The organism is Microbacterium sp. IEGM 1404 (genome assembly GCF_030056775.1).
Taxonomy (GTDB): Bacteria; Actinomycetota; Actinomycetes; order Actinomycetales; family Microbacteriaceae; genus Microbacterium.
Map to the genome: position 1 here is coordinate 256028 of NZ_JASHKP010000001.1, position 20154 is coordinate 276181.

Annotated in this window: 20 protein-coding genes; 12 read left to right on the top strand and 8 right to left on the bottom strand. The window is 70.6% G+C overall.

The window, feature by feature from the left end:
- The first annotated feature begins 155 nt into the window (after positions 1-155).
- From nrdH to nrdF, 4 genes are read left to right on the top strand one after another with little or no spacing between them, the layout of a single operon-like run.
- Complete coding sequence (gene nrdH, locus QM517_RS01270) at positions 156-389, top strand: glutaredoxin-like protein NrdH (protein ID WP_022878810.1); 234 nt, start codon at positions 156-158, stop codon at positions 387-389.
- A gap of 25 nt (positions 390-414) precedes the next feature.
- A complete protein-coding gene (gene nrdI / locus QM517_RS01275) occupies positions 415-849 on the top strand; it encodes a class Ib ribonucleoside-diphosphate reductase assembly flavoprotein NrdI (RefSeq protein ID WP_077051941.1) in 435 nt (144 codons plus the stop codon).
- 11 nt (positions 850-860) lie between these two features.
- A complete protein-coding gene (gene nrdE / locus QM517_RS01280; RefSeq protein WP_374114661.1) occupies positions 861-2993 on the top strand; it encodes a class 1b ribonucleoside-diphosphate reductase subunit alpha in 2133 nt (710 codons plus the stop codon).
- A 32-nt stretch (positions 2994-3025) separates the two neighbouring features.
- Positions 3026-4000: a class 1b ribonucleoside-diphosphate reductase subunit beta gene (gene nrdF, locus QM517_RS01285; RefSeq protein ID WP_283284593.1), complete on the top strand. Its 975-nt coding sequence runs from the start codon at positions 3026-3028 to the stop codon at positions 3998-4000.
- A gap of 61 nt (positions 4001-4061) precedes the next feature.
- On the opposite strand, the gene QM517_RS01290 is transcribed toward nrdF, so the two are convergent.
- The 4 genes from QM517_RS01290 to QM517_RS18560 all read right to left on the bottom strand — a co-directional run bounded on the left by QM517_RS01290 (position 4062) and on the right by QM517_RS18560 (position 7120).
- Entirely contained in the window at positions 4062-4238 is a 177-nt protein-coding gene (locus QM517_RS01290; RefSeq protein WP_077051938.1) for a YegP family protein, read from the bottom strand.
- A 73-nt stretch (positions 4239-4311) separates the two neighbouring features.
- Positions 4312-5238, bottom strand: coding sequence for a nucleoside hydrolase (locus QM517_RS01295; RefSeq protein ID WP_283284596.1), 927 nt, complete (start codon positions 5236-5238; stop codon positions 4312-4314).
- The gene (locus tag QM517_RS01300) at positions 5235-6080 is read right to left on the bottom strand and encodes a ribokinase (RefSeq protein ID WP_283284597.1); all 846 of its coding nucleotides are present in this window, start codon (positions 6078-6080) and stop codon (positions 5235-5237) included. Before QM517_RS01300 ends, QM517_RS01295 begins: the two co-directional genes overlap by 4 nt.
- A 17-nt stretch (positions 6081-6097) precedes the next feature.
- The gene (locus QM517_RS18560) at positions 6098-7120 is read right to left on the bottom strand and encodes an FUSC family protein (protein ID WP_283284599.1); all 1023 of its coding nucleotides are present in this window, start codon (positions 7118-7120) and stop codon (positions 6098-6100) included.
- Between the two features lie 283 nt (positions 7121-7403).
- Here QM517_RS18560 and QM517_RS01310 point away from each other — a divergent pair, with 283 nt between their 5' ends.
- Positions 7404-7868, top strand: coding sequence for a DUF3817 domain-containing protein (locus QM517_RS01310; protein ID WP_077051934.1), 465 nt, complete (start codon positions 7404-7406; stop codon positions 7866-7868).
- Between the two features lie 249 nt (positions 7869-8117).
- Here the strand turns inward: QM517_RS01310 and QM517_RS01315 are convergent, their stop codons facing one another.
- The 3 genes from QM517_RS01315 to QM517_RS01325 all read right to left on the bottom strand — a co-directional run bounded on the left by QM517_RS01315 (position 8118) and on the right by QM517_RS01325 (position 10178).
- Positions 8118-9164: a class I SAM-dependent methyltransferase gene (locus QM517_RS01315; protein WP_303655343.1), complete on the bottom strand. Its 1047-nt coding sequence runs from the start codon at positions 9162-9164 to the stop codon at positions 8118-8120.
- 74 nt (positions 9165-9238) lie between these two features.
- Positions 9239-9388, bottom strand: coding sequence for a hypothetical protein (locus tag QM517_RS01320; protein WP_175627619.1), 150 nt, complete (start codon positions 9386-9388; stop codon positions 9239-9241).
- 25 nt (positions 9389-9413) lie between these two features.
- Positions 9414-10178, bottom strand: a complete 765-nt coding sequence (locus tag QM517_RS01325; protein WP_283284605.1) for an EI24 domain-containing protein — start codon at positions 10176-10178, stop codon at positions 9414-9416.
- A 57-nt stretch (positions 10179-10235) separates the two neighbouring features.
- Between QM517_RS01325 and QM517_RS01330 the strand changes: the two genes are divergently transcribed.
- The 6 genes from QM517_RS01330 to QM517_RS01355 all read left to right on the top strand — a co-directional run bounded on the left by QM517_RS01330 (position 10236) and on the right by QM517_RS01355 (position 16615).
- Positions 10236-11069 carry a hypothetical protein gene (locus tag QM517_RS01330; protein WP_283284606.1) on the top strand — a complete coding sequence of 278 codons (834 nt, stop codon included), beginning with the start codon at positions 10236-10238 and terminating at the stop codon, positions 11067-11069.
- A 107-nt stretch (positions 11070-11176) separates the two neighbouring features.
- Positions 11177-13705 carry an ATP-dependent Clp protease ATP-binding subunit gene (locus QM517_RS01335; RefSeq protein ID WP_303655286.1) on the top strand — a complete coding sequence of 843 codons (2529 nt, stop codon included), beginning with the start codon at positions 11177-11179 and terminating at the stop codon, positions 13703-13705.
- A 194-nt stretch (positions 13706-13899) separates the two neighbouring features.
- Positions 13900-14781: an LLM class flavin-dependent oxidoreductase gene (locus QM517_RS01340; protein ID WP_283284608.1), complete on the top strand. Its 882-nt coding sequence runs from the start codon at positions 13900-13902 to the stop codon at positions 14779-14781.
- Positions 14778-15563, top strand: a complete 786-nt coding sequence (locus QM517_RS01345) for an LLM class flavin-dependent oxidoreductase (protein WP_283284610.1) — start codon at positions 14778-14780, stop codon at positions 15561-15563. The genes QM517_RS01340 and QM517_RS01345 overlap by 4 nt, the downstream gene beginning before the upstream one ends.
- Positions 15560-16168, top strand: coding sequence for a DUF1349 domain-containing protein (locus tag QM517_RS01350; protein WP_283284611.1), 609 nt, complete (start codon positions 15560-15562; stop codon positions 16166-16168). Before QM517_RS01345 ends, QM517_RS01350 begins: the two co-directional genes overlap by 4 nt.
- A 42-nt stretch (positions 16169-16210) precedes the next feature.
- Positions 16211-16615: a DoxX family protein gene (locus QM517_RS01355; protein WP_283284613.1), complete on the top strand. Its 405-nt coding sequence runs from the start codon at positions 16211-16213 to the stop codon at positions 16613-16615.
- A 107-nt stretch (positions 16616-16722) separates the two neighbouring features.
- Here QM517_RS01355 and QM517_RS01360 read toward each other — a convergent pair whose 3' ends face one another.
- On the bottom strand, positions 16723-18366 hold the full coding sequence (locus tag QM517_RS01360) for a RecQ family ATP-dependent DNA helicase (RefSeq protein WP_283284615.1): 1644 nt from the start codon (positions 18364-18366) through the stop codon (positions 16723-16725).
- Between the two features lie 181 nt (positions 18367-18547).
- Here QM517_RS01360 and QM517_RS01365 point away from each other — a divergent pair, with 181 nt between their 5' ends.
- Positions 18548-20152 carry an ATP-dependent DNA ligase gene (locus QM517_RS01365; RefSeq protein WP_283284617.1) on the top strand — a complete coding sequence of 535 codons (1605 nt, stop codon included), beginning with the start codon at positions 18548-18550 and terminating at the stop codon, positions 20150-20152.
- Positions 20153-20154 lie beyond the last annotated feature (2 nt).

The window sequence follows — 20154 nt, forward strand, 5'->3', positions numbered from 1 at the left end:
CCTGTGTTGTACATGGGGAGAGCGGTGGAAAATCACATCCGTGTAACTACTACCCCTTGTGGTTCCCCCCGATGTCCGTCCCCATATGTAGTATTGAGCTCCCGGCCCGCCCCGAGCGACCGGACGAAGATTTTCCAGGGGAGAGAGAGAACAAAATGGCGATCACGGTCTACACCAAGCCTTCCTGCGTCCAGTGCAACGCGACGTACCGCGCACTCGACTCGAAGGGCATCGAGTACAACGTGCTCGACGTCACCGAAGACCCCGCGGCCCTCGAGCAGGTCAAGTCGCTGGGCTACCTGCAGGCCCCCGTCGTCATCACCGACGAGGACCACTGGTCGGGCTTCCGTCCCGACAAGATCGACGAGCTGGCTTCGCGCCTGGCCTGATCCCCGACGGGCTCAGAGGGTTCTCATGAGCGCTGTCCTGTCGGAGACCGAGGCTCCGCTGCTCGTCTACTTCTCGAGCGTGTCGGGCAACACCGCACGTTTCATCGAGAAGCTCGGCAAGCGGGCACTCCGCATCCCCCTGCGACCGACCGACCCGCCGCTCCACGTCGACGAACCCTTCGTGCTGGTCACCCCCACCTACGGAGGGGGCGTGGGCCGCGGTGTCGAGAAGGGCGCCGTTCCCAAGCAAGTCATCCGCTTCCTCAATGAGGAGCGCAACCGACGTCACATCCGCGGGGTCATCTCCGCGGGCAACACCAATTTCGGCGACGCGTTCTGCCTCGCCGGAGACGTCATCAGCCGCAAGTGCTCCGTGCCGCACTTGTATCGCATCGAAGTATTCGGCACACCAGAAGACGTCGAGCACGTCACCGAAGGATTGGAACAGTGGTGGAAGTAGGGCTGAGCGACGTGGACTTCAAGACCGAGGTGCGTTTCGAGGGGCTGGATTACCACGCCCTGAACGCGATGCTGAACCTGTACGACGCCGACGGGAAGATCCAGTTCGACGCCGACAAGCGTGCTGCGCGGGAGTACTTCCTGCAGCACGTCAACCAGAACACCGTCTTCTTCCACTCCCTGAAGGAGCGTCTCGACTACCTCGTCGAGAAGGAGTACTACGAGCCCACCGTGCTCGCGAAGTACTCGATGGACTTCATCCAGGAGCTCAACGACCGTGCCTACGGGGCGAAGTTCCGCTTCGAGACCTTCCTCGGCGCGTTCAAGTACTACACGAGCTACACGCTGAAGACCTTCGACGGCAAGCGTTACCTCGAGCGCTTCGAGGACCGCGTCGTCATGACCGCCCTCGCCCTCGCCGACGGTGACCAGCGCCTCGCGGTCCAGCTCGTCGACGAGATCATCTCGGGTCGTTTCCAGCCCGCGACCCCGACGTTCCTCAACGCCGGCAAGGCCCAGCGCGGCGAGCTCGTGTCGTGCTTCCTGCTGCGCATCGAAGACAACATGGAGTCGATCGCCCGCGGCATCAACTCCGCCCTCCAGCTGTCCAAGCGCGGCGGTGGCGTCGCGCTGCTGCTGTCGAACATCCGCGAGGCGGGTGCGCCGATCAAGCAGATCGAGAACCAGTCCTCCGGCATCATCCCCGTGATGAAGCTCCTCGAAGACAGCTTCAGCTACGCCAACCAGCTCGGTGCGCGCCAGGGCGCCGGTGCGGTGTACCTCAACGCGCACCACCCCGACATCCTGCGCTTCCTCGACACCAAGCGTGAGAACGCCGACGAGAAGATCCGCATCAAGACGCTCTCGCTCGGTGTCGTCATCCCCGACGTCACGTTCGAGCTCGCCAAGAACGGCGAGGACATGTACCTCTTCTCGCCGTACGACGTCGAGAAGGTCTACGGCAAGCCGTTCGGTGACATCTCGGTCACCGAGAAGTACCGCGAGATGGTCGACGACCCGCGCATCAAGAAGACGAAGATCAACGCGCGCGAGTTCTTCCAGACCCTCGCCGAGATCCAGTTCGAGTCGGGCTACCCGTACATCATGTTCGAGGACACGGTGAACAAGGCGAACCCCATCGCCGGTCGCATCAACATGTCGAACCTGTGCTCGGAGATCCTGCAGGTCAACACCCCGACCACGTACAACGAAGACCTCTCGTACGACACCATCGGCAAGGACATCAGCTGCAACCTCGGCTCGATGAACATCGCCCTGGCGATGGACGGCGGCGACCTGGGCCTCACGGTCGAGACGGCGATCCGCGCCCTCACCGCCGTCAGCGTCCAGAGCCACATCGCCTCGGTGCGCTCGATCGAAGACGGCAACGACCGGTCGCACGCCATCGGTCTCGGTCAGATGAACCTGCACGGCTACCTCGCTCGCGAGCACGTCCACTACGGCTCCGAAGAGGGCATCGACTTCACGAACATCTACTTCTACACCGTGCTTTTCCACGCGCTGCGGGCCTCGAACCGCCTCGCGATCGAGCGCGGCACGGCCTTCGACGGCTTCGAGAACTCGACCTACGCGTCGGGGGAGTTCTTCGACAAGTACACCGACCAGGTGTGGGAGCCGCAGACGGTCAAGACGAAGGAACTCTTCGCCGGCGTGCAGATCCCCACGCAGGACGACTGGCGCGAGCTGAAGGCATCCGTCCAGCAGCACGGCATCTACAACCAGAACCTTCAGGCCGTGCCGCCGACCGGTTCGATCTCGTACATCAACAACTCGACGAGCTCGATCCACCCGATCGCGTCGAAGATCGAGATCCGCAAGGAAGGCAAGCTCGGTCGCGTCTACTACCCGGCGCCGTTCATGACGAACGACAACCTGGAGTACTACCAGGATGCCTACGAGATCGGCTACGAGAAGGTCATCGACACATACGCCGCCGCCACGCAGCACGTGGACCAGGGTCTGTCGCTGACGCTGTTCTTCAAGGACACCGTCACCACCCGCGACATCAACAAGGCCCAGATCTACGCGTGGAAGAAGGGCATCAAGACGATCTACTACATCCGCCTCCGTCAGCTGGCGCTCGAGGGCACCGACATGACCGAGTGCGTCTCGTGCATGCTCTGATCCGCTGATCACGATTTCTTATTGAGGACACCATGGCTGAGAAGCTGCAGCTGCTGAACCACGTTCAGGCCATCAACTGGAACCGCATCCAGGACGAGAAGGACCTCGAGGTCTGGAACCGTCTCGTCAACAACTTCTGGCTGCCCGAGAAGGTGCCGCTGTCCAACGACATCCAGTCGTGGAACACGCTGACGCCCGACGAGCAGACGCTGACGATGCGGGTCTTCACCGGCCTGACGTTGCTCGACACGATCCAGGGCACGGTGGGCGCGGTCTCGCTCATCCCCGACGCGATCACGCCCCACGAGGAGGCGGTGTACACCAACATCGCGTTCATGGAGTCGGTGCACGCCAAGAGCTACTCGTCGATCTTCTCGACGCTGTGCTCGACGAAGGAGATCGACGAGGCGTTCCGCTGGTCGACCGAGAACGAGTTCCTTCAGAAGAAGGCGCACATCGTCATGGACTACTACCGTGGCGACGACCCGCTCAAGCGCAAGGTCGCCTCCACGCTCCTGGAGTCGTTCCTGTTCTACTCGGGCTTCTACCTGCCGATGCACTGGTCGAGCCGCGCGAAGCTCACCAACACCGCCGACCTGATCCGCCTCATCATCCGCGACGAGGCCGTGCACGGCTACTACATCGGCTACAAGTTCCAGCGCGGTCTGGAGCAGGTCGACCAGGCCCGTCGCGACGAGATCAAGGACTACACGTTCTCGCTGCTGTACGAGCTGTACGACAACGAGGTGCACTACACGCAGAGCCTGTACGACTCGGTGGGCCTCAGCGAGGACGTGAAGAAGTTCCTCCACTACAACGCCAACAAGGCGCTGATGAACCTCGGCTACGAGGCGATGTTCCCGGCGTCGGTGACGAACGTGAACCCGGCGATCCTGTCGGCCCTGTCGCCCAACGCCGACGAGAACCACGACTTCTTCTCGGGGTCGGGTTCGTCGTACGTCATCGGCAAGGCCGAGGCGACGGAAGACGACGACTGGGACTTCTGATCCCGTCATGACCGAGGGCCCCGCGCGAGCGATCGCACGGGGCCCTTCGTCGTATCGACGCTCAGGTCAGATCGACCGTCTCCGAATCGGCATTCGCCTTCACCGAGGCGATGCCGTTCTGCGCAGATGCCTTCGACTCGTAGGCCTCGCTCGACGCGATGACCTGTCCGTTCGAGGCCTTCAGCCGGAAGCGGTACTTGCCCGCCTTGTCGGTGTACAGCTCGTACTTGCCTGCCATGGTTCCTCCCCCGTTGGAGTTCCTGCGAACGAGGACATCATGGCGCTGACGGACGCCTGGCGCAACGAGCTTTTCAGCCCGGCCACTCCCGCCCTTCGAGCCGCCCAAGCAGCACCTCAACGGCCGACCCCTCCATGCCGCGCACCCACCGCTGCGTCGTGGACGCGCGCGATGACACGGTGCGTCCCCGCTCGCCGCCTGCGAGCCGCACCTCCACCTGCCCCGCGGCGACACTCACACCGCGCAGCACGCCCGCCGCGACCATCGCCGCCAGCGGATCGTGCAGCGCGCAGCGGCGGTCGGGGAAGACGCGGCCCTCGTAGAAGTCGAGGTAGGCCGGCAGCATCATGGCCAGCGCTCGGGGGACGGCGCCCGGGATCGCTTCGAGGCGCACGAGGTCGGTGGCATCCAGAGTCTGGGTCATCGTGACGTCGAGGGGGACGAGGGTGGTGTCCCAGTCCTGGGCGAAGACGACCGCGGCGGACTCGGGGTCGTTGTGGATGTTCGCCTCCGCCCACGCCGTCACGTTGCCCGAGTGGCCGAACGCGCCGCCCATGACGACGAGCCGATCGAACGCGGCGACGCCGGGCGTCTCGGCGTACGCGGCGAGGTTCGTGAGCGGACCGAGGGCCAGGACGGTGAGGTTCGGATGCCGCGCGGCGAGGTGGTCGATGAGCTCGACGGCCTCGCGGGTGTCGGGGGAGCGGTCGGCCGCGGCCCACGCGATCCCGCCGACGCCGTCCTCGCCGTGCACGTGCGGCGCTCCGCCGGCGTAGTCGCGCCCGCGGAAGTGGTGCGCCCCGACGGCGACGGGGATGTCGTGGACCCCGGCGAGATCGAACAGCGTCAGAGTGTTGGCGGCGCCGCGGGCGGCATCCGTGTTCCCGGAGACGGTCGTGACGCCTACGATCTCGACCGCGGGCTCGGCCAACAGGTACGCGAGGGCGAGGGCGTCGTCGATGCCGGTGTCGCAGTCGACGAGGATCGGGCGGCGGCTCACGCGGACACCCCGTACGCGTCGAGGCGCTCGAGTGCGGGTTGCGACGCGTCGTCCGCCACGGCCGCGGCCCCGACCGCGCAGGCGCGCGCGAGCGCGACGTCCTCCGCGTCGCCGCGCAGCAGGCCCACGACCAGCGCCGCGCAGAAAGCGTCGCCGGCGCCGACAGTGTTGCGGACGGTCGTCGACACCCCCGGTGCGGATGCCACGAGGTCGCCGTGCCGGTACAGCCGCGCGCCCTCGGCTCCGAGCGTCACGCACAGCAGGGGAGCATCGTGCACCTCGGGGAGCTGGGCGTACTCCGTCTCGTTCACGATCACCAGGTCGGCTTGCTCGAGCACGCCCTCGGGGAGCGGACGCGCGGGAGCGGCGTTGAGGGCGAAGAACCCGGCGGCTTCCGCGGCGGTGGAGATCACGGCATCCGACACTTCCAACTGCGCGAGCACGGCGGAACCGGGCTCGATCTCGAGGGCGTCGGCGTCGATCGCGGCGTTCGCGCCGGCGCACACGACGATGGAGTTCTCGCCGGTGGCATCCACGACGATCAGCGCGGTGCCCGTGGCGGCGTCGGACGTCTGCACGGTCGACGCGTCGACGCCGATGGATGCCAGCTGCTCGCGGACACCGCGTCCGTCGAGGTCGTCGCCCACGGCGCCCACCAGGCGCACCTCGGCTCCGAGGCGCGCGGCCGCGACGGCTTGGTTCGCGCCCTTGCCGCCGGGTCCGCGCTGGAGGACCCCGTCGGCGACGGTCTCGCCGGGGCCGGGTGCGCGCTGAACGCGGGCGGTGAGGTCGACGTTGATCGCGCCGACGACGGTCAGGGCGACGGGGGTGGGTCCCGGCATCCGGGTCTCCTTCGGGGTCAGGCGGTCGAGCGACGCCGCAGCGCCGCGGAGACGATCGCGACGATCGTGCCGACCGCCACGCCGATCACGGTCTCGAGCACGCGGTCGCGCAGCAACATGTCGGGCGTGGCGGGGGAGGCGAGCGAGATCATCAGGAGCGCGAGCGGGGTGATGAACACCATCGCGATGCCGTAGTTGCGGCCCACGAACAGTTCGGCGCCGACCTGCATCGCCACGGCCACGACGAGGATCGCCCACGGGGGCAGCTGCAGGGCGAGCAGACCGGCGGCGATCAGGACGCCGACGAGGGTGCCGACGAGGCGCTGCGTTCCGCGGATGAGCCGCGCGGTCACGTGGGCGCCGCCGACCGCGGCCACCGCGCCGACCATCGCCCAGTACCAGTGCGTCCCGATGAGCAGCACACCCGCGATCCCGGCGAGGAGCGCAGCGACACCGACCGTCGCGGTCATCTCCCACGCGACGGCGCCGATCGGCGGGGAGGTGCGCTTCGGGCGCCGCCACGACCCGCGTCGCGCGAGCACGAACGCCGTCGTCACGAGCAGGCTCCAGAGCACGCTGCTCACGCCGACCAGCAGCACCAGGCCGAACGTCGCGACCGTCGCCGGGAAGCTCGCGCACGCTCCCGCGGCGAACACCGTGAAGAGCGCACCGGGCGGATGCCACTGCGCCCGGTACGCGAACAGCGTCACCGCCGCGGCGAGCACGGCGACGACGACCACGCTCGCGAGCGGAGGAGCCGACACGGCCGACAGCAGCGTGCCGAGCAGCATCGAGAGCACGAGGACGCCGCCCGCGGTGGCCTGCATCCGCACGCGCGTCCGCGGCGGGTCGAGGCGCCCGTACAGCGCCGCGAAGGCCCCGAACGAGGCGTAGACGCTGAGGTCCAGCCGGCCGATGAGCAGCAGCACCAGCAGGGGGACGCCGACGCTCAGGGCGGCACGGGCGGCGACGCGATGATCCCCACGATGCGGGCCGATGCGGATGACCCCGGTCCACACGCGTCCCCGGGATTCCGCCACCCGACCAGCCTACGCGGCGGGGGCGGAGGTCAAGGCCCTGGCATCCGTCCGCCGCTGTGGTGGGGTGGAGCCATGGATGCCGACCGCGACATGCCACCTATCGATCCCGGCCCCGAGCCCGACACGTCCACCGCGGCCCAGGGCGAGAAGTCGGACCCGACGCTGGACCACGACGACGAACCGATCGAGTGAGCGCGGGCTGCCTCGACGTCGAACAGTGCGGCGGGTGGGAGCCGGGGCGTTTCCGTAGGGTGGGAAGCCCCGCACCCGAACGAGGAGAGACGTGTTCCGCACGCCCCTGACCCTGTTTCGCACACTCGCGATCGCCGAGGCCATCTCGTGGACTCTGCTGATCGCGGGGCTCATCCTCCGCGCCACCGCCGACCTGTCGATCGCGGTGACGATCGGGGGTGGCATCCACGGGTTCGTCTTCCTCGCCTACGGGGCGACCGCGGTGCTTGTCGCGCTGAATCAGCGTTGGGGTGTCGGACCGGCGGCTGTCGCGATCGTCAGCGCCGTGATCCCGTACGCCACCGTGCCGACCGAGCTGTGGCTGCACCGCACGGGACGGCTTCGCGGAGCGTGGCGGCTCGACGCGGGCGACGACCCGCGCGACCAGCGGCCTCTCGACCGGTTGCTGCGGTTCTTCCTGCGGCGGCCGTGGGTGCTCGGCATCCTGATCGCGGTCGTCGTCGCGCTGATCTTCGTCGTGCTGCTGGTCGTCGGCCCGCCGGGTGGCAAGGGCTGAGGATTGTCGCGGCGGCAGTGGCTGATGCTGCCGGCTGCTGCCGGACCGTGTCCCAGTTTCGGCGGTTCTGGGCTGCGGAGACCGACGGTTAGTGGAACGCGCGCCGTCGGAAGTGGGACGAGGGGTGTCGCGGGCGCCGCTGAGGTGCTGCGGCGGTGGGACCGTGTCCCAGTTTCGGTGGTTCCGGGCTGCGGAGACCGACGATTTGTGGGACGCGCGCCGTCGGAAGTGGGACGAGAGGCCTGAGGGTCAGCGCCGCGTCGAGGCGGTGACCGTGAACTTGCGGTCGCGCGTGACCTGACGCGTCGGGCCGACCAGGCGCTCGAGCGCCGGACGGTATTGCAGCGCGGAGTTCCACACGACCCACAGCTCTCCGCCCGGCGCGAGCACGCGCGCCGCGTCGGCGAACATCCGCGGCGCGACGCCCTCGGTGATCGCACCTCCGGTGTGGAACGGCGGGTTCAGCGCGATGAGCGACGCGCTCTCGTCGGGCCGCGAAGCGAGCAGGTCGTCGCGCACGACGTCGACCCGGTCGGCGACCCCGTTGGCCGCGGCCGTCGCGCGGGCGGACGCCACCGCGACCGCGGACTGATCCGTGGCGATGACCCGGACCGACGGATGCCGCGACGCCCACGCCGCGGCCACGACTCCGGTGCCGCAGGCGAAGTCGATCGCGCCGTCGACGGGGTCGGGGAGGTGTGCCAGGAGGAGACGCGTGCCGATGTCGATCGACGCTCCCGCGAAGACGCCGCCGAAGGCGCGCACCTCGATGCCGTCGACGGTCGCGGCCTCCGGCTGCGGGTCGGCGCCGTCGTGCGGACCGCGGGCGACCAGCACGCGCGACTTCTGCCGCGCGTGCGTGACGTCGACGCGCGTGAAGTGCTCGCGCAGCACGTCGTTCATCGTGGGCGTCATGTACTTCAGCCGCCCGCCGGCGAACACCACGACGTCGGGGTGCGCGTGCGCGGCGATGAGCCCGGCGATGTCGTGGAGCGCGCGCAGGGCGCGGGGGAGACGGAGCAGGACGACGCGCGCGTCGCGGACGAGCTCGGCATCCAGGTCGTGGTGCGTGAAGGTTCCGTCGAGCCCGGCGCGGTCGGCGTTGGCGGAGAGGGCCTGCTCACCGGTCAGGGCGTCCTGATGGACCCGGATGCCACGCGCCCCGGCCGCGGCTGCGCCGAGGGTGAGGGCGCCGTACGCGTCGTCGATGACGACGAGTCCGCCGTCGGGGACGTCCGCCCGCGCGGCGGCGGATTCGTCGAGGATCAGGCGGTCGGCGGCATCCACCGCCACCAGATCCGGACCCTCGAGGTCGGGCCAGCGGCGCAGGTCGTCGAGAGAGAAGGGCGCCGAGGCGTCGTGGGCGGCGATTACCGGGTGCCGAAGTGGAAGGGCAGCGCCAGCGACGCGGCGACCAGCAGGATGCCGAGGGCGAAGACCAGTGCGGGGACGGCGGTCGAGAACGACAGACCGAACAGCAGCATGCCGCCGATGAACAGGATGAGCGAGACGATGAACATAGGGGATCCCTTCGGTCGCTCCAGGCTATCGTGCCGCGTCGGGCGTCCGGTGCGCCGCGGCCGGCGTCTCGCGGAGCGCCGCATGCGTCCAGAGCGTGCTGCCGGCGACAGCGGCCGGCATCACGGCGACGGCGCCGAGCGGCACGAGGAAGCACAGCTGCGTCGCCACGCCGAAGCCGAGGGCCCGCGCGCGGTTCTCGCGCAGCACCGCCCGGCGTGCCCGGCGATCCAACCCCCGGGCGGAGAGGGCGCGGGAAGTCAGCTCGTCGGCGAGGAGCCAGCCGGTGAGCAGCACGCCGACGACGAACCCGAGGACCCCGCCGACGAAGGGGATGAGGCCGAGGAGCCACGCGGCGAGCGCCGCGAACGCGCCGCGGACGATGAGGCGCACCGCGTCTCCGGCGGCGCGCCAGAATCCGTAGTCGGCATCCGGGATCCGTCCGGTGGCGGTGAGCTCGGTGGCGCGCCAGATGCGGTCGTAGAACGGCTCGCCGACCGCGAGGGTGACGGCGGTGAACGACACGATCGCGAGGAAGGCGGCCGCCCCGAACGAGGCGACCACGATCGCGGTGCGCAGGACCGTGGCCCACAGCGGGTCCCAGGTATTCGCGAACGGGGTCCAGTCGTCGACGACGTCGCCGAGGAGGACGCCCCAGCCGACGAGCGCCGCGGCGAAGAGGAGCCCGACGAGGAAGCCCGGGATCAGGCCGAGCGCCATCGCGCCGGGGGAGCGGCGCCACTGGCCGAGGCCGCGGAGGAGCATCCGGGCGCCCTGGAGGAACTCGCGCATCCGGGCATTCTCGCAGAGGTCCCGGGGAACGTCGGAGGCCGCTGCCAAGATGTGCGCATGCGCATCCGCACCACTTCGACGCAGCGCACCTACCGGTACGTGCGCCTGACGATCCTCGCGGCGACGCTGCTGTTGGCCGTCGCGATCACGGTGGAGGAGATCACGGGCGGGTCGTTGCCGTCGCTCAGCGCGGCGTACTACACCCCGGCGGGACCGATGTTCGTGGCGGGGCTCTTCGTGGTGGCGGCGGCGTTCGTCGCGCTCTCAGGGCACAGTGTCGAACAGGGGCTGCTGGACGTCGCCGCGGTCCTGGCGCTCGTGATCGCGGTCGTCCCCACGACCGTGGCGGCCGAGGCGTGTGGGGAGGCCGTGCGGTGCGTCCCGCCCGCGGTCCTCCCCGCCGTGCTCAACAACGGCGTGAGCGTGGCATCCGTGGTTCTGGTCGGGGTGGCCGCGGGTGTGGTGCTGTCGATCGTGCAGGGGACGATCTCGCGCGGGGTCGCCCTCACCGCGGCGGCGGTGGGGGTCGTGGTCCTGGGGCTCGGGACGTGGGCGTTCGTCGCACCCGGAGCGTTCCTCCTCTTCGCGCACAACACCGCCGCGGTGGGCTTCTTCCTGCTCATCGGCGCGGTGGCCGCGATCGCGGCGTGGCGGCCGCAACGCGCGCCGGAGCGCTTCCGCCCCGCGTACGCGGCGGTGGCGCTCGGCATCCTGATCGCACTCGTCGGGCTCGCGGCGACGCTCGTGCGGGCGATCGGGGGAGGGGATGTCACGCGTCCCGTGCCCTGGGTGTTCCTGGGGGAGTCGCTGGCGCTCGTGCTGTTCGCGGTCTTCTGGTTGCTTCAGACCGTGGAGCTGTGGAACGAGCCGGATCCGCGGCTTCGCGCCTAGGGAGCGCGAGCCGGGAATATCCTCGGAGCCCCTCCGTTGAACTTGATACGCAGCCACTCAAGTAAGAAACTTGAGTCGACTCCACTCACGTATCACAGGAGACGGAATTGCCCGAAGATGTCACCCCCGGCGCCGGGGACAACGGCGCCCAGTCGTTCGACGAGTTCCTCGCGCGCTACCTCGCCGGTGAGCGGGCGCGCGCCGAGCGTTCGATCGACCTCAGTCGGTTCCTGAGCGCCCGCACGCAAGAGGCGCTCCAGGACGCCGGTCGCTACGCGCTCGCCCGCGGTCAGCACGAGCTCGACGCTCTGCACGTCCTGCACGTGCTCGTCGGGCAGTCGCCCGCGCGCGAAGCCGTCGCTCGACTCGGTGCCGACCCCGCCGCGATCGCCCGCGCCGCCGAGAGCCGTCTGCCGGCCGCCGGTCCCGCCGCCGACGTCGACGGCGCCGTCGTGGCGGGATCGGTCCAGCGCGCGCTGTTCCACGCCTTCCAGGTGGCCCGGGCCGCGGGATCCACGTACGTCGACCCCGACCACCTCTTCTTCGCGCTCGTCCTCGCGCAGGACGCCCCCGCCGGGCAGATCCTGGCGCAGGCCGGCGTCACCGCCGAAGCCCTGACCCAGGGCGTGCGCGAGACCGTCGTCGGCGGCGAGCAGACCGCGGCGCCGGAGGAGACGGCATCCACGACCCCCAACCTCGACCGCTTCGGCACCGACCTCACCGCGCTCGCCGCGTCGGGGCGCCTCGACCCGGTCATCGGACGCGCCGACGAGATCGAGCAGACCATCGAGATCCTCAGCCGCCGCACGAAGAACAACCCCGTGCTGATCGGTGAGGCCGGCGTCGGCAAGACCGCCGTCGTCGAGGGGCTCGCCCGTGCCATCGTCGCCGGAGAGGTGCCTGAGCAGCTCCGCGAGACGCGCGTGGTCTCGATCGACCTGGCCGCGATGCTCGCCGGTGCCCGCTACCGCGGCGACTTCGAAGAGCGTCTGACGCAGACGATGGACGAGATCGCTGCGCAGTCCGGCGCTCTCGTCGTCTTCATCGACGAGGTCCACACGATCGTGGGCGCCGGAGCCGGGGGAGAGGGCGCGATGGATGCCGGGAACATCCTGAAGCCGCGCCTGGCGCGCGGCGAGCTCCACCTCATCGGTGCCACGACCCTGAAGGAGTACCGCACGATCGAGAAGGACCCCGCCCTCGAACGGCGCCTCCAGCCCGTGCGCGTCGGCGAGCCGTCGATCACGGATGCCGTCGAGATCCTGCGGGGTCTGCGCTCCGCGTACGAGGAGCACCACGCCGTGACGTACACGGACGCGGCCCTCCGCGCCGCGGTCGAGCTCGGCGACCGCTACCTGCCCGACCGCGTGCTGCCCGACAAGGCCATCGATCTCATCGACCAGGCCGGTGCCCGGCTGCGCCTGCGCCTCGGCGTCACCGTCGACACCACCGCACTGGTGGAGCGTCTGGCGACCCTCGAGGCCGACAAGAACGCCGCCGTCTCGGCCGAGCACTACGAGGAGGCCTCGCGCATCCGCGACGAGATCGCCGCCGTGCAGGAGCGGTTGGCGTCCGCGACGTCCGCCCCGCGCCCCGACGCGGTGGTCGACGAGCCCGATATCGCCGCGGTGATCAGCCGGTCGACCGGCATCCCGGTTTCGCGTCTGACCGCCGGTGAGCGCGGACGTCTCGCCGAGCTCGAGACCGAGCTGCACGCCCGAGTGATCGGACAGGATGCCGCGGTCACCGCGGTCGCCAAGGCCGTGCGCCGCAACCGCACCGGGATGGGCGACGAGAACCGACCGGTCGGGTCGTTCCTGTTCCTCGGACCCACCGGTGTCGGCAAGACCGAACTGGCGAAGGCCCTGGCCGGCTCGCTGTTCGACGACGACGCAGCGGTCATCCGTTTCGACATGAGCGAGTTCGGCGAGCGCCACACCGTGTCGCGCCTCATCGGTGCCCCTCCGGGATACGTCGGCTACGACGAGGCCGGACAGCTCACCGAGCGCGTGCGCCGGAACCCGTACTCCGTCGTGCTGTTCGACGAGATCGAGAAGGCCCACCCCGACGTCTTCACACTGCTGCTGCAGGTGCTCGACGACGGACGCCTGACCGACGGCCAGGGGCGCACGGTCGACTTCCGCAACACCGTCATCGTGATGACGTCGAACCTCGGCAGCGAGTACCTGGCATCCCGTTCGGGAGCCATCGGGTTCACCACGGCCGGACGCGACTTCGCCGACGACGACCTGCGCGACCGGGTCATGGGCAAGCTCCGCGAGGCGATGCGGCCCGAGTTCCTCAACCGCATCGACGACATCGTGATGTTCCGCAAGCTCGAGAAGGCGCAGCTGCGCGACATCGTCCGGCTGCTGCTGGAGCGCACGTCGAAGCGGCTCGCGTCGCGCGAAGTCACCATCGAGGTGACGGATGCCGCCGTCGACCGCCTCGCCGAGGTCGGGTACGAGCCCGAGTACGGCGCGCGGCCGCTGCGCCGGGTCATCCAGCGCGAGATCGACGACCGCATCGCCGACCTGTTCGTCGCCGGCGACTTGGCCGACGGGGGAGCGGTGACCGTGGATGCCACGGCATCCGGCTTCGTCGTGCGGGCCGCCGTGGAGGCGCTCGCGGCGTGAGGCTGGTGTCAGGCCCTCGGAACCCTCGGGTTCCGGGGGCCCTTCCTCGTTTTGGAGCGGCGTGGGAGGTGCACGACTCCGGCGCGCCGCTCCCGCCGGCGCCGTTTCGTCCGGCCTGACGCCGGTGTGCAGGAGGTGTCGCGGATGCCGTGGCGTCCCTCCCGCATGTCGGTGGGGCACGGCAGAGTAGGGGCATGAGTCGTATCGGCACGATCTTCAGCCCCTACCCGCACCCGCCCGAGGAACTGCGCGAGGCCGCGCGGGTCGCCGAGGGCGAGGGGGTGCCCGAGCTGTGGCTGTGGGAGGACTGCTTCCGGTCGTCGGCGTGGGCCGCCGCGACCGCCGCGCTCGCCGTCACCGACCACCTGCGCGTGGGCGTGGGCATCGCGCCGTTCCCGCTGCGCAACGTGGCCGCCTCCGCGATGGAGGTCGCCACGATCGAGCGCATGTTCCCCGGACGGCTGCTGCCCGGCTTCGGCCACGGCGTGCAGGACTGGATGCGGCAGGTCGGGGCGAAGGCCGCCTCGCCGCTGACCCTCATGCAGGAGCAGCTGCCGGCCCTCCGTGGGCTCCTGGCCGGCGACACCGTCAGCGCCGAAGGCCGGTACGTGCGGCTGCGCGACGTGGCGCTCGACTGGCCGCCGGTGGTCGCGCCCCGGGTGTACGCCGCGGCCGAGGGGCCCAAGACGCTGCACCTCGCCGGGGCGGTGGCCGACGGCGTCATCCTCGACAGCCGGCACACGGTCGATGAGATCGCCGAGGCCGTCCGCACCGTCCGCGCCGGATGGGCCGAGGCGGGGCGCGACGGCAGTCCCGACATCGTGGCCTACGTCCTCACCGCGTTCGGGCCGGGTGCGGCCGAGCGCGTCGGCGCCGTGCTGAAAGACCGACCGGATGCCGCCGACCGGGCACTCGCGGGATCCGTCGGCGACGTCGCCGAGGGCGTCGCGCGCTTCCAGGCCGCTGGTGTCGACGACGTCGTCCTGCTGCCGACCGACGACGTCGATCTGCACGTGTTCTTCTCGGCCGTCGGACAGGTCGCCGTCGAGGTGCCCGCCGCCGGGGGCGTCTCGTGAGCCGCGGTGTGGTCTCGATCGGTCTCGCCGGCTCGCTCGGGCCCGACGCCGTCGCCGGGATCGCGCCCGCCGTCGAGGCCGCGGGATTCCACACCCTCTGGATCAACGACACCCCCGACGGCGATGCGCTCGCGGCGCTCGCCGCGGCCGCCCGCGTCACGTCGACGCTCCGCCTGGCCACGGGCGTCGTGCCCGTGGACCGTCGCCCCGCCACCGAGATCGCCGAAGAGGTGGCATCCCTCGCCCTCCCGCTGGACCGGCTCACCCTCGGCATCGGCTCGGGCATGGCGAAGCAGGGTGCCCTCGCCCGCGTGCGCGCGGCGATCGAGGTGCTGCACGGGGCGGGGATCCCGCGGGTTCTCGTCGGCGCACTCGGACCGAAGATGCGCCGTCTCGGTGCCGACGAGGCCGAGGGCGTGCTGCTGAACTGGGTGCCGCCCGCCGAAGCCGCAGCCCAGGCCGAGTCGCTCGGGCCCGGAGCCTACGTCGCGGTGTACGTGCGCACGGCGATCGTCGACGCCGCCCGAGTCAGGCTCGACGCCGAGACCGCGCGGTACGCGTCGTTCCCGAACTACGCCGCGAACTTCGCCCGGATGGGGGTGGATGCCGCCAACACGACGATCCGCGATGTCACCGAGCTTGCGGGGGCGCTCGAGGCGTACACCGCCGCGGTCGACGAGGTGGTGCTGCGGGCCATCGTCCCCGACGACACCGTGGCGGCGTACGTCGATTTCGCGCGGCGGACGGGGCCGACGCAGGCGAGTGCGAGCGTGAGCACATGATCCCCTCGCTGCCCGGTCTCCCGTCGCTGCACTGGACGGGTGCCGACGGTGAGGCGTCCGTCGACGCCGCGTCCGGCGCTCTCACGCTGCGGGCGGCTCGCGGCGTCGACTGGACCAATGACTCCACCGGAGGTCCGTGGCAGCACGCCGCGACGGCGCTCGCCTTCCCCGCTCCGGAGGGGGACTTCGTCCTCTCCGCGCGGGTGCGCGTCCTCGGCGCGCGCTCGACGTTCGATGCGGGAGCGCTCGCGCTGTGGTCTGGTGCCGATCGTTGGGCGAAGCTCTGCAACGAGAACTCCCCGCAGGGGGAGCCGATGGTCGTCAGTGTCGTGACCAACGGCTTCTCCGACGATGCGAACGGCCCCCTCATCCCCGGGGATGCCGTGTTCCTCCGGATCGCTCGCGTGGGCGCCGCCTACGCGTTCCACTTCTCGGTCGACGGAGCAGCCTGGCTCTTCGTTCGACTGTTCCGCCTGGACGCCGACCCGTCGAGCATCTCGCTGGGATTTCTCGCCCAGGCGCCGATGGGCGACGATGCGACGGCGGTATTCGACGGCATCGACTTCGCGCGTCGATCGCTGACCGACCTTCGCGATCTCACGTGAGCCCGACCGCACGCCGAACCGCGCCGGTGGCAGACTGACCGGATGCCACGACGTCGAGGTGTCCCCGTCCGTTCCGTCGCGCGCGGTGCGCTGGCCGCCCTGCTCATCGCCGCGGGAGTCAGCCACGTGACCTGGGGGCGTCGCGGATATCGCATCGTCGTCCCGGACTGGGCGACGCGGGTGCTGCACACCGACAAGGACGCGATCGTGGTGGCATCCGGGGCGGCCGAGGTGCTGCTCGGCGTCGGACTGGTCGCCCTGCCCCGGGAACGTCGGCGCATCGGTGCCGCGGTCGCGGCGTTTTTCGTCGCCGTGTTCCCCGGCAACGTGCACCAGTGGCGCACCGGTCGTTCGGCGCCGGGCCTGAGCACCGACCGGGCGCGCTTCGTGCGACTGTTCCTGCAGGTGCCGCTCATCGCCTGGGCGTGGTGGTCGACGCGCGAGTGACCCCGGGCGTCGCGGGTTTGGGGCGTGATCCGCGCTTTGGGGCGGGGTATACCGCGCCCCAAAGCGCGAAGTGCGCCCCAAACGGTCGCTGACCGAGCGGCGACCCGCTACGCGGCGTCGCCGAGCTCCAGGATGCCGCGGTCGAAGGCGGCGCGGGCGAGCACCTTGTAGCCGTGGTCGGGGAAGAACACCGTGAGTCGGTCGGCCTCGACAGCCATCACCGTGCCCGATCCCCACTCGTGGTGGTCGACGGTGGAGTCGACCCGGAGCTCGTCCGGCTCGGCGTCCGCGGCCGGGACGGGCGCCGCGTCGACGACGTCGCACCGATCGCATGTGCGGCAGTGCTCGGCCGCCTCGACGCCGAAGTACTCCAGCAGGGCACGCCGGCGGCAGCGGACGGTCTCCGCGTACCCGCGCATGATCTCAATGCGCGAGGCGCGGATGCGTTCCTCGGACGCGTCGCGTTCCCGCACGGCGGCCACGGCGTCCCCCGCGGAGGCGGTGGAGGTCGGGGAGATCCCGTCGGGACCGGACTCCGCCAGTCCGCTCGCGACGAGCTGCGTGAGGACGCGGCCGATCGCACGGGTCGAGCGACCGCTCTGCTCGGCGACGTCCTTCGCCCGCAGGGGGATCGCGCTTCGACGGAGCACGTCCCACACCCCGGCGATGTCGGAGCGGCGGCTGTGTCCCCCCGCGAAGAACGACCGCAGCGAGAAGTCTTCGGCGCGGTAGTGCAGCACGGCGCGCGCCGGCTGTCCGTCCCGAGCGGCGCGACCGATCTCCTGGGCGTAGGAGTCGAGCGACTCGGTGACATCGGCGTGCACGACGCACCGGACGTCGGCCTTGTCGACGCCCATCCCGAACGCGGAGGTCGCCACGACGACGTCCAGCTCGCCCGCGCTCCACGCCGCGTGCACCTCGTCGCGCCGCTTCTGCGCCATCCCCCCGTGGTACGGCGCGGCGCGACGCCCGCGGGAAACGAGTTCGTCGGCGTACGCGTCGGTCTCCTTGCGGGTCGCGACGTAGAGGAGCGTGGGGCCCTCGGCATCCATGACCTCGTCGAGGACCGCACGACGCTTGTCGGCGTCGTGCTCGTGTCGGCGAACCGACAGGTGGATCTCCGGGCGATCCATGCCGCGCACCTCGAGATGCGGCTCGCGCATGCCCAGGCTCGCGACGATGTCGTCACGGACCGGACCGGATGCCGTCGCCGTCAGCGCCAGGACGGGAGGGTGGCCGAGGGCCTCGACGGCGTCTCCGATACGGGCGTACTCGGGGCGGAAGTCGAACCCCCAGGCCGACACGCAGTGCGCTTCGTCGACGACGATCAGGCGCACGTCGCAGCGCTTCAGACGGTCGAAGACGTCCGGGTTGGCGAGCTGCTCCGGCGCGAGGAACGCGTATACGGGCTCGCCGCTCTCGATCGCGGCCCAGGCCGCTCCCCGTCCGCGCGCTCCCGTACGCGAGTTCAGCGCGACGGCGGCGGGGGCGTCGGGCGCCGCGTCGATCGACGCGATCTGGTCGCGTTGGAGGGCGAGCAACGGCGAGATGACGACCGTGACGCCGCCGAGTTCGCATCCCGCGATCTGGTAGACCGCGGATTTCCCCGCGCCGGTGGGGAAGACGACGAGGGTGTCGCGACCGCCGACGACGGCGTCGATCGCCTCGGCCTGTCCCGGCAGCAGCGCGTCCCACCCGAAGGCCTCGCGGGCTGTGCGGGCGGACTGTTCGGCGGTGGCGGGAGCGTTCACGGGACCTCGTTCCTGGGGGAGGAGACCAGCACACGCCACGGCTCCGTCGCCTTCGTGGGGGTTGCGGAGCGACGCGGGGTGTGATCCGCGGGGAGGGGTCGCCGTGATCGCCTCGGTGGCAGCCGGACGCGTTGCGCGCAAGCCGACCGGGAATGTCGGAGGGGGATGCCAGGATGCCCCCATGCTCCTCGGTGAACTGCAGGCCGCGCTGGCGACCGTGGCCGCCACCCGTTCGCGGCTCGTCAAGGTCGACGCCCTCGCCCACCTGCTCCGCGGGCTGGCGCCGGACGAGATCCTGCCCGCGATCGGATTGCTGACCGCAGCACCACGACAGGGCCGCCTCGGCATCGGCTGGCGCACGCTGGTCGCGCGGGACGGCGACCACGCGGAGACCTCCGAGCTCACCGTCGCCGACGTCGACGCGGCGTTCTCGCGGCTGGCCGCGATCTCCGGCAGCGGTTCCGCGGCGGCGCGCATCGCGGTCCTCGACGACCTGTCGCGCGGGGCGACCCCCGACGAGTGGGATCTCCTGGTGCGCGTCATGACCGGCGAGCTGCGGACGGGCGCGCTCGAGGGCGTGCTCCTCGACGCGGTGGCCCGGGCGGCCGACCGCGACGGCGCGGTCGTCCGCCGCGCGGCGATGCTGTCGGGCGACCTCGGCGCGACGGCGGAGGTGGCGCTCACCGGATCGGCGGATGAGCTGGCATCCGTGGGACTCGTCGTGGGTCGCGGCGTTCAGCCGATGCTCGCCTCCACGGCGACGTCGGTGCAGGAGGCGCTGGCGGTCGCCGGTCTCGCCTCGGTCGAGTACAAGCTCGACGGGGCGCGGGTGCAGGTGCATCGTCACGGGGACGACGTGCGCGTGTTCACGCGGACTCTGGCCGACGTCACGCACCGGGTGCCCGAGATCGTCGAGGTCGTGCGGGCTCTCCCCGTGACCGACGTCATTCTCGACGGCGAGACGCTGTCGCTCGACGACGACGGCGCGCCGCGGCCGTTCCAAGACACGATGGCGAGATTCGGGGCAGAGACCGCCCGCGAGATCGCGCTCCGGCCGTGGTTCTTCGACCTCCTCCACCTCGACGGTCGCGATCTGATCGACGAGCCGCTGTCGGAGCGACGGGCCGAGCTCGAACGGATCGCCCCCGACCTGCGGATCCCCTCGATCGTCACCGAGGATCCGGATGCCGCCGACGCCTTCTCCCGGGCGGCGCTGCGGGAGGGTCACGAGGGCGTCATGGTCAAGGGCGTCGACGCGCCGTATACGGCGGGGCGCCGGGGCAAGAGCTGGCTGAAGGTCAAGCCCGTGCACACCTTCGACCTCGTCGTGCTCGGCGTCGAGCGTGGGTCGGGGCGCCGCTCGGGCTGGCTCTCGAACCTGCACCTCGGAGCGCTCGACCCCCGCGGAGTGTTCGGCGAGCCCGGCGGCTTCGTGATGGTCGGCAAGACCTTCAAGGGACTCACCGACGAACTGCTGGGCTGGCAGACCGCGCATTTCGCCGAGCGCGAGATCGGTGTGGTGCCCGGTGGCATCCGGGTGACTCCCGACACGGTGGTCGAGATCGCGATCGACGGCGTGCAGCGGTCGACTCGATATCCCGGCGGGGTCGCCCTGCGCTTCGCCCGCGTGAAGGGCTACCGCCCCGACAAGCCGGTGGCGGAGGCCGACACGATCGATACGCTCCGATCGCTCCTTCCGGGCGCGACCGGCTCGCCCGCGTCAGACCCGGAAGACACCCCGTCCGGACTCGGAGCCGAGACCGACGGCGAACCCGCGGAAGGATGACC

Coding starts and splice junctions, on each gene's coding strand:
- QM517_RS01330 (WP_283284606.1), top strand. CDS start 10,236: ATGCGCATCCGCACCACTTCGACGCAGCGCACCTACCGGTACGTGCGC.
- QM517_RS01350 (WP_283284611.1), top strand. CDS start 15,560: ATGATCCCCTCGCTGCCCGGTCTCCCGTCGCTGCACTGGACGGGTGCC.
- QM517_RS01300 (WP_283284597.1), bottom strand. CDS start 6,080: ATGCCGGGACCCACCCCCGTCGCCCTGACCGTCGTCGGCGCGATCAAC.
- QM517_RS01340 (WP_283284608.1), top strand. CDS start 13,900: ATGAGTCGTATCGGCACGATCTTCAGCCCCTACCCGCACCCGCCCGAG.
- QM517_RS01320 (WP_175627619.1), bottom strand. CDS start 9,388: ATGTTCATCGTCTCGCTCATCCTGTTCATCGGCGGCATGCTGCTGTTC.
- QM517_RS01365 (WP_283284617.1), top strand. CDS start 18,548: ATGCTCCTCGGTGAACTGCAGGCCGCGCTGGCGACCGTGGCCGCCACC.
- nrdH (WP_022878810.1), top strand. CDS start 156: ATGGCGATCACGGTCTACACCAAGCCTTCCTGCGTCCAGTGCAACGCG.
- nrdF (WP_283284593.1), top strand. CDS start 3,026: ATGGCTGAGAAGCTGCAGCTGCTGAACCACGTTCAGGCCATCAACTGG.
- QM517_RS01355 (WP_283284613.1), top strand. CDS start 16,211: ATGCCACGACGTCGAGGTGTCCCCGTCCGTTCCGTCGCGCGCGGTGCG.
- nrdI (WP_077051941.1), top strand. CDS start 415: ATGAGCGCTGTCCTGTCGGAGACCGAGGCTCCGCTGCTCGTCTACTTC.
- QM517_RS01290 (WP_077051938.1), bottom strand. CDS start 4,238: ATGGCAGGCAAGTACGAGCTGTACACCGACAAGGCGGGCAAGTACCGC.
- QM517_RS01325 (WP_283284605.1), bottom strand. CDS start 10,178: ATGCGCGAGTTCCTCCAGGGCGCCCGGATGCTCCTCCGCGGCCTCGGC.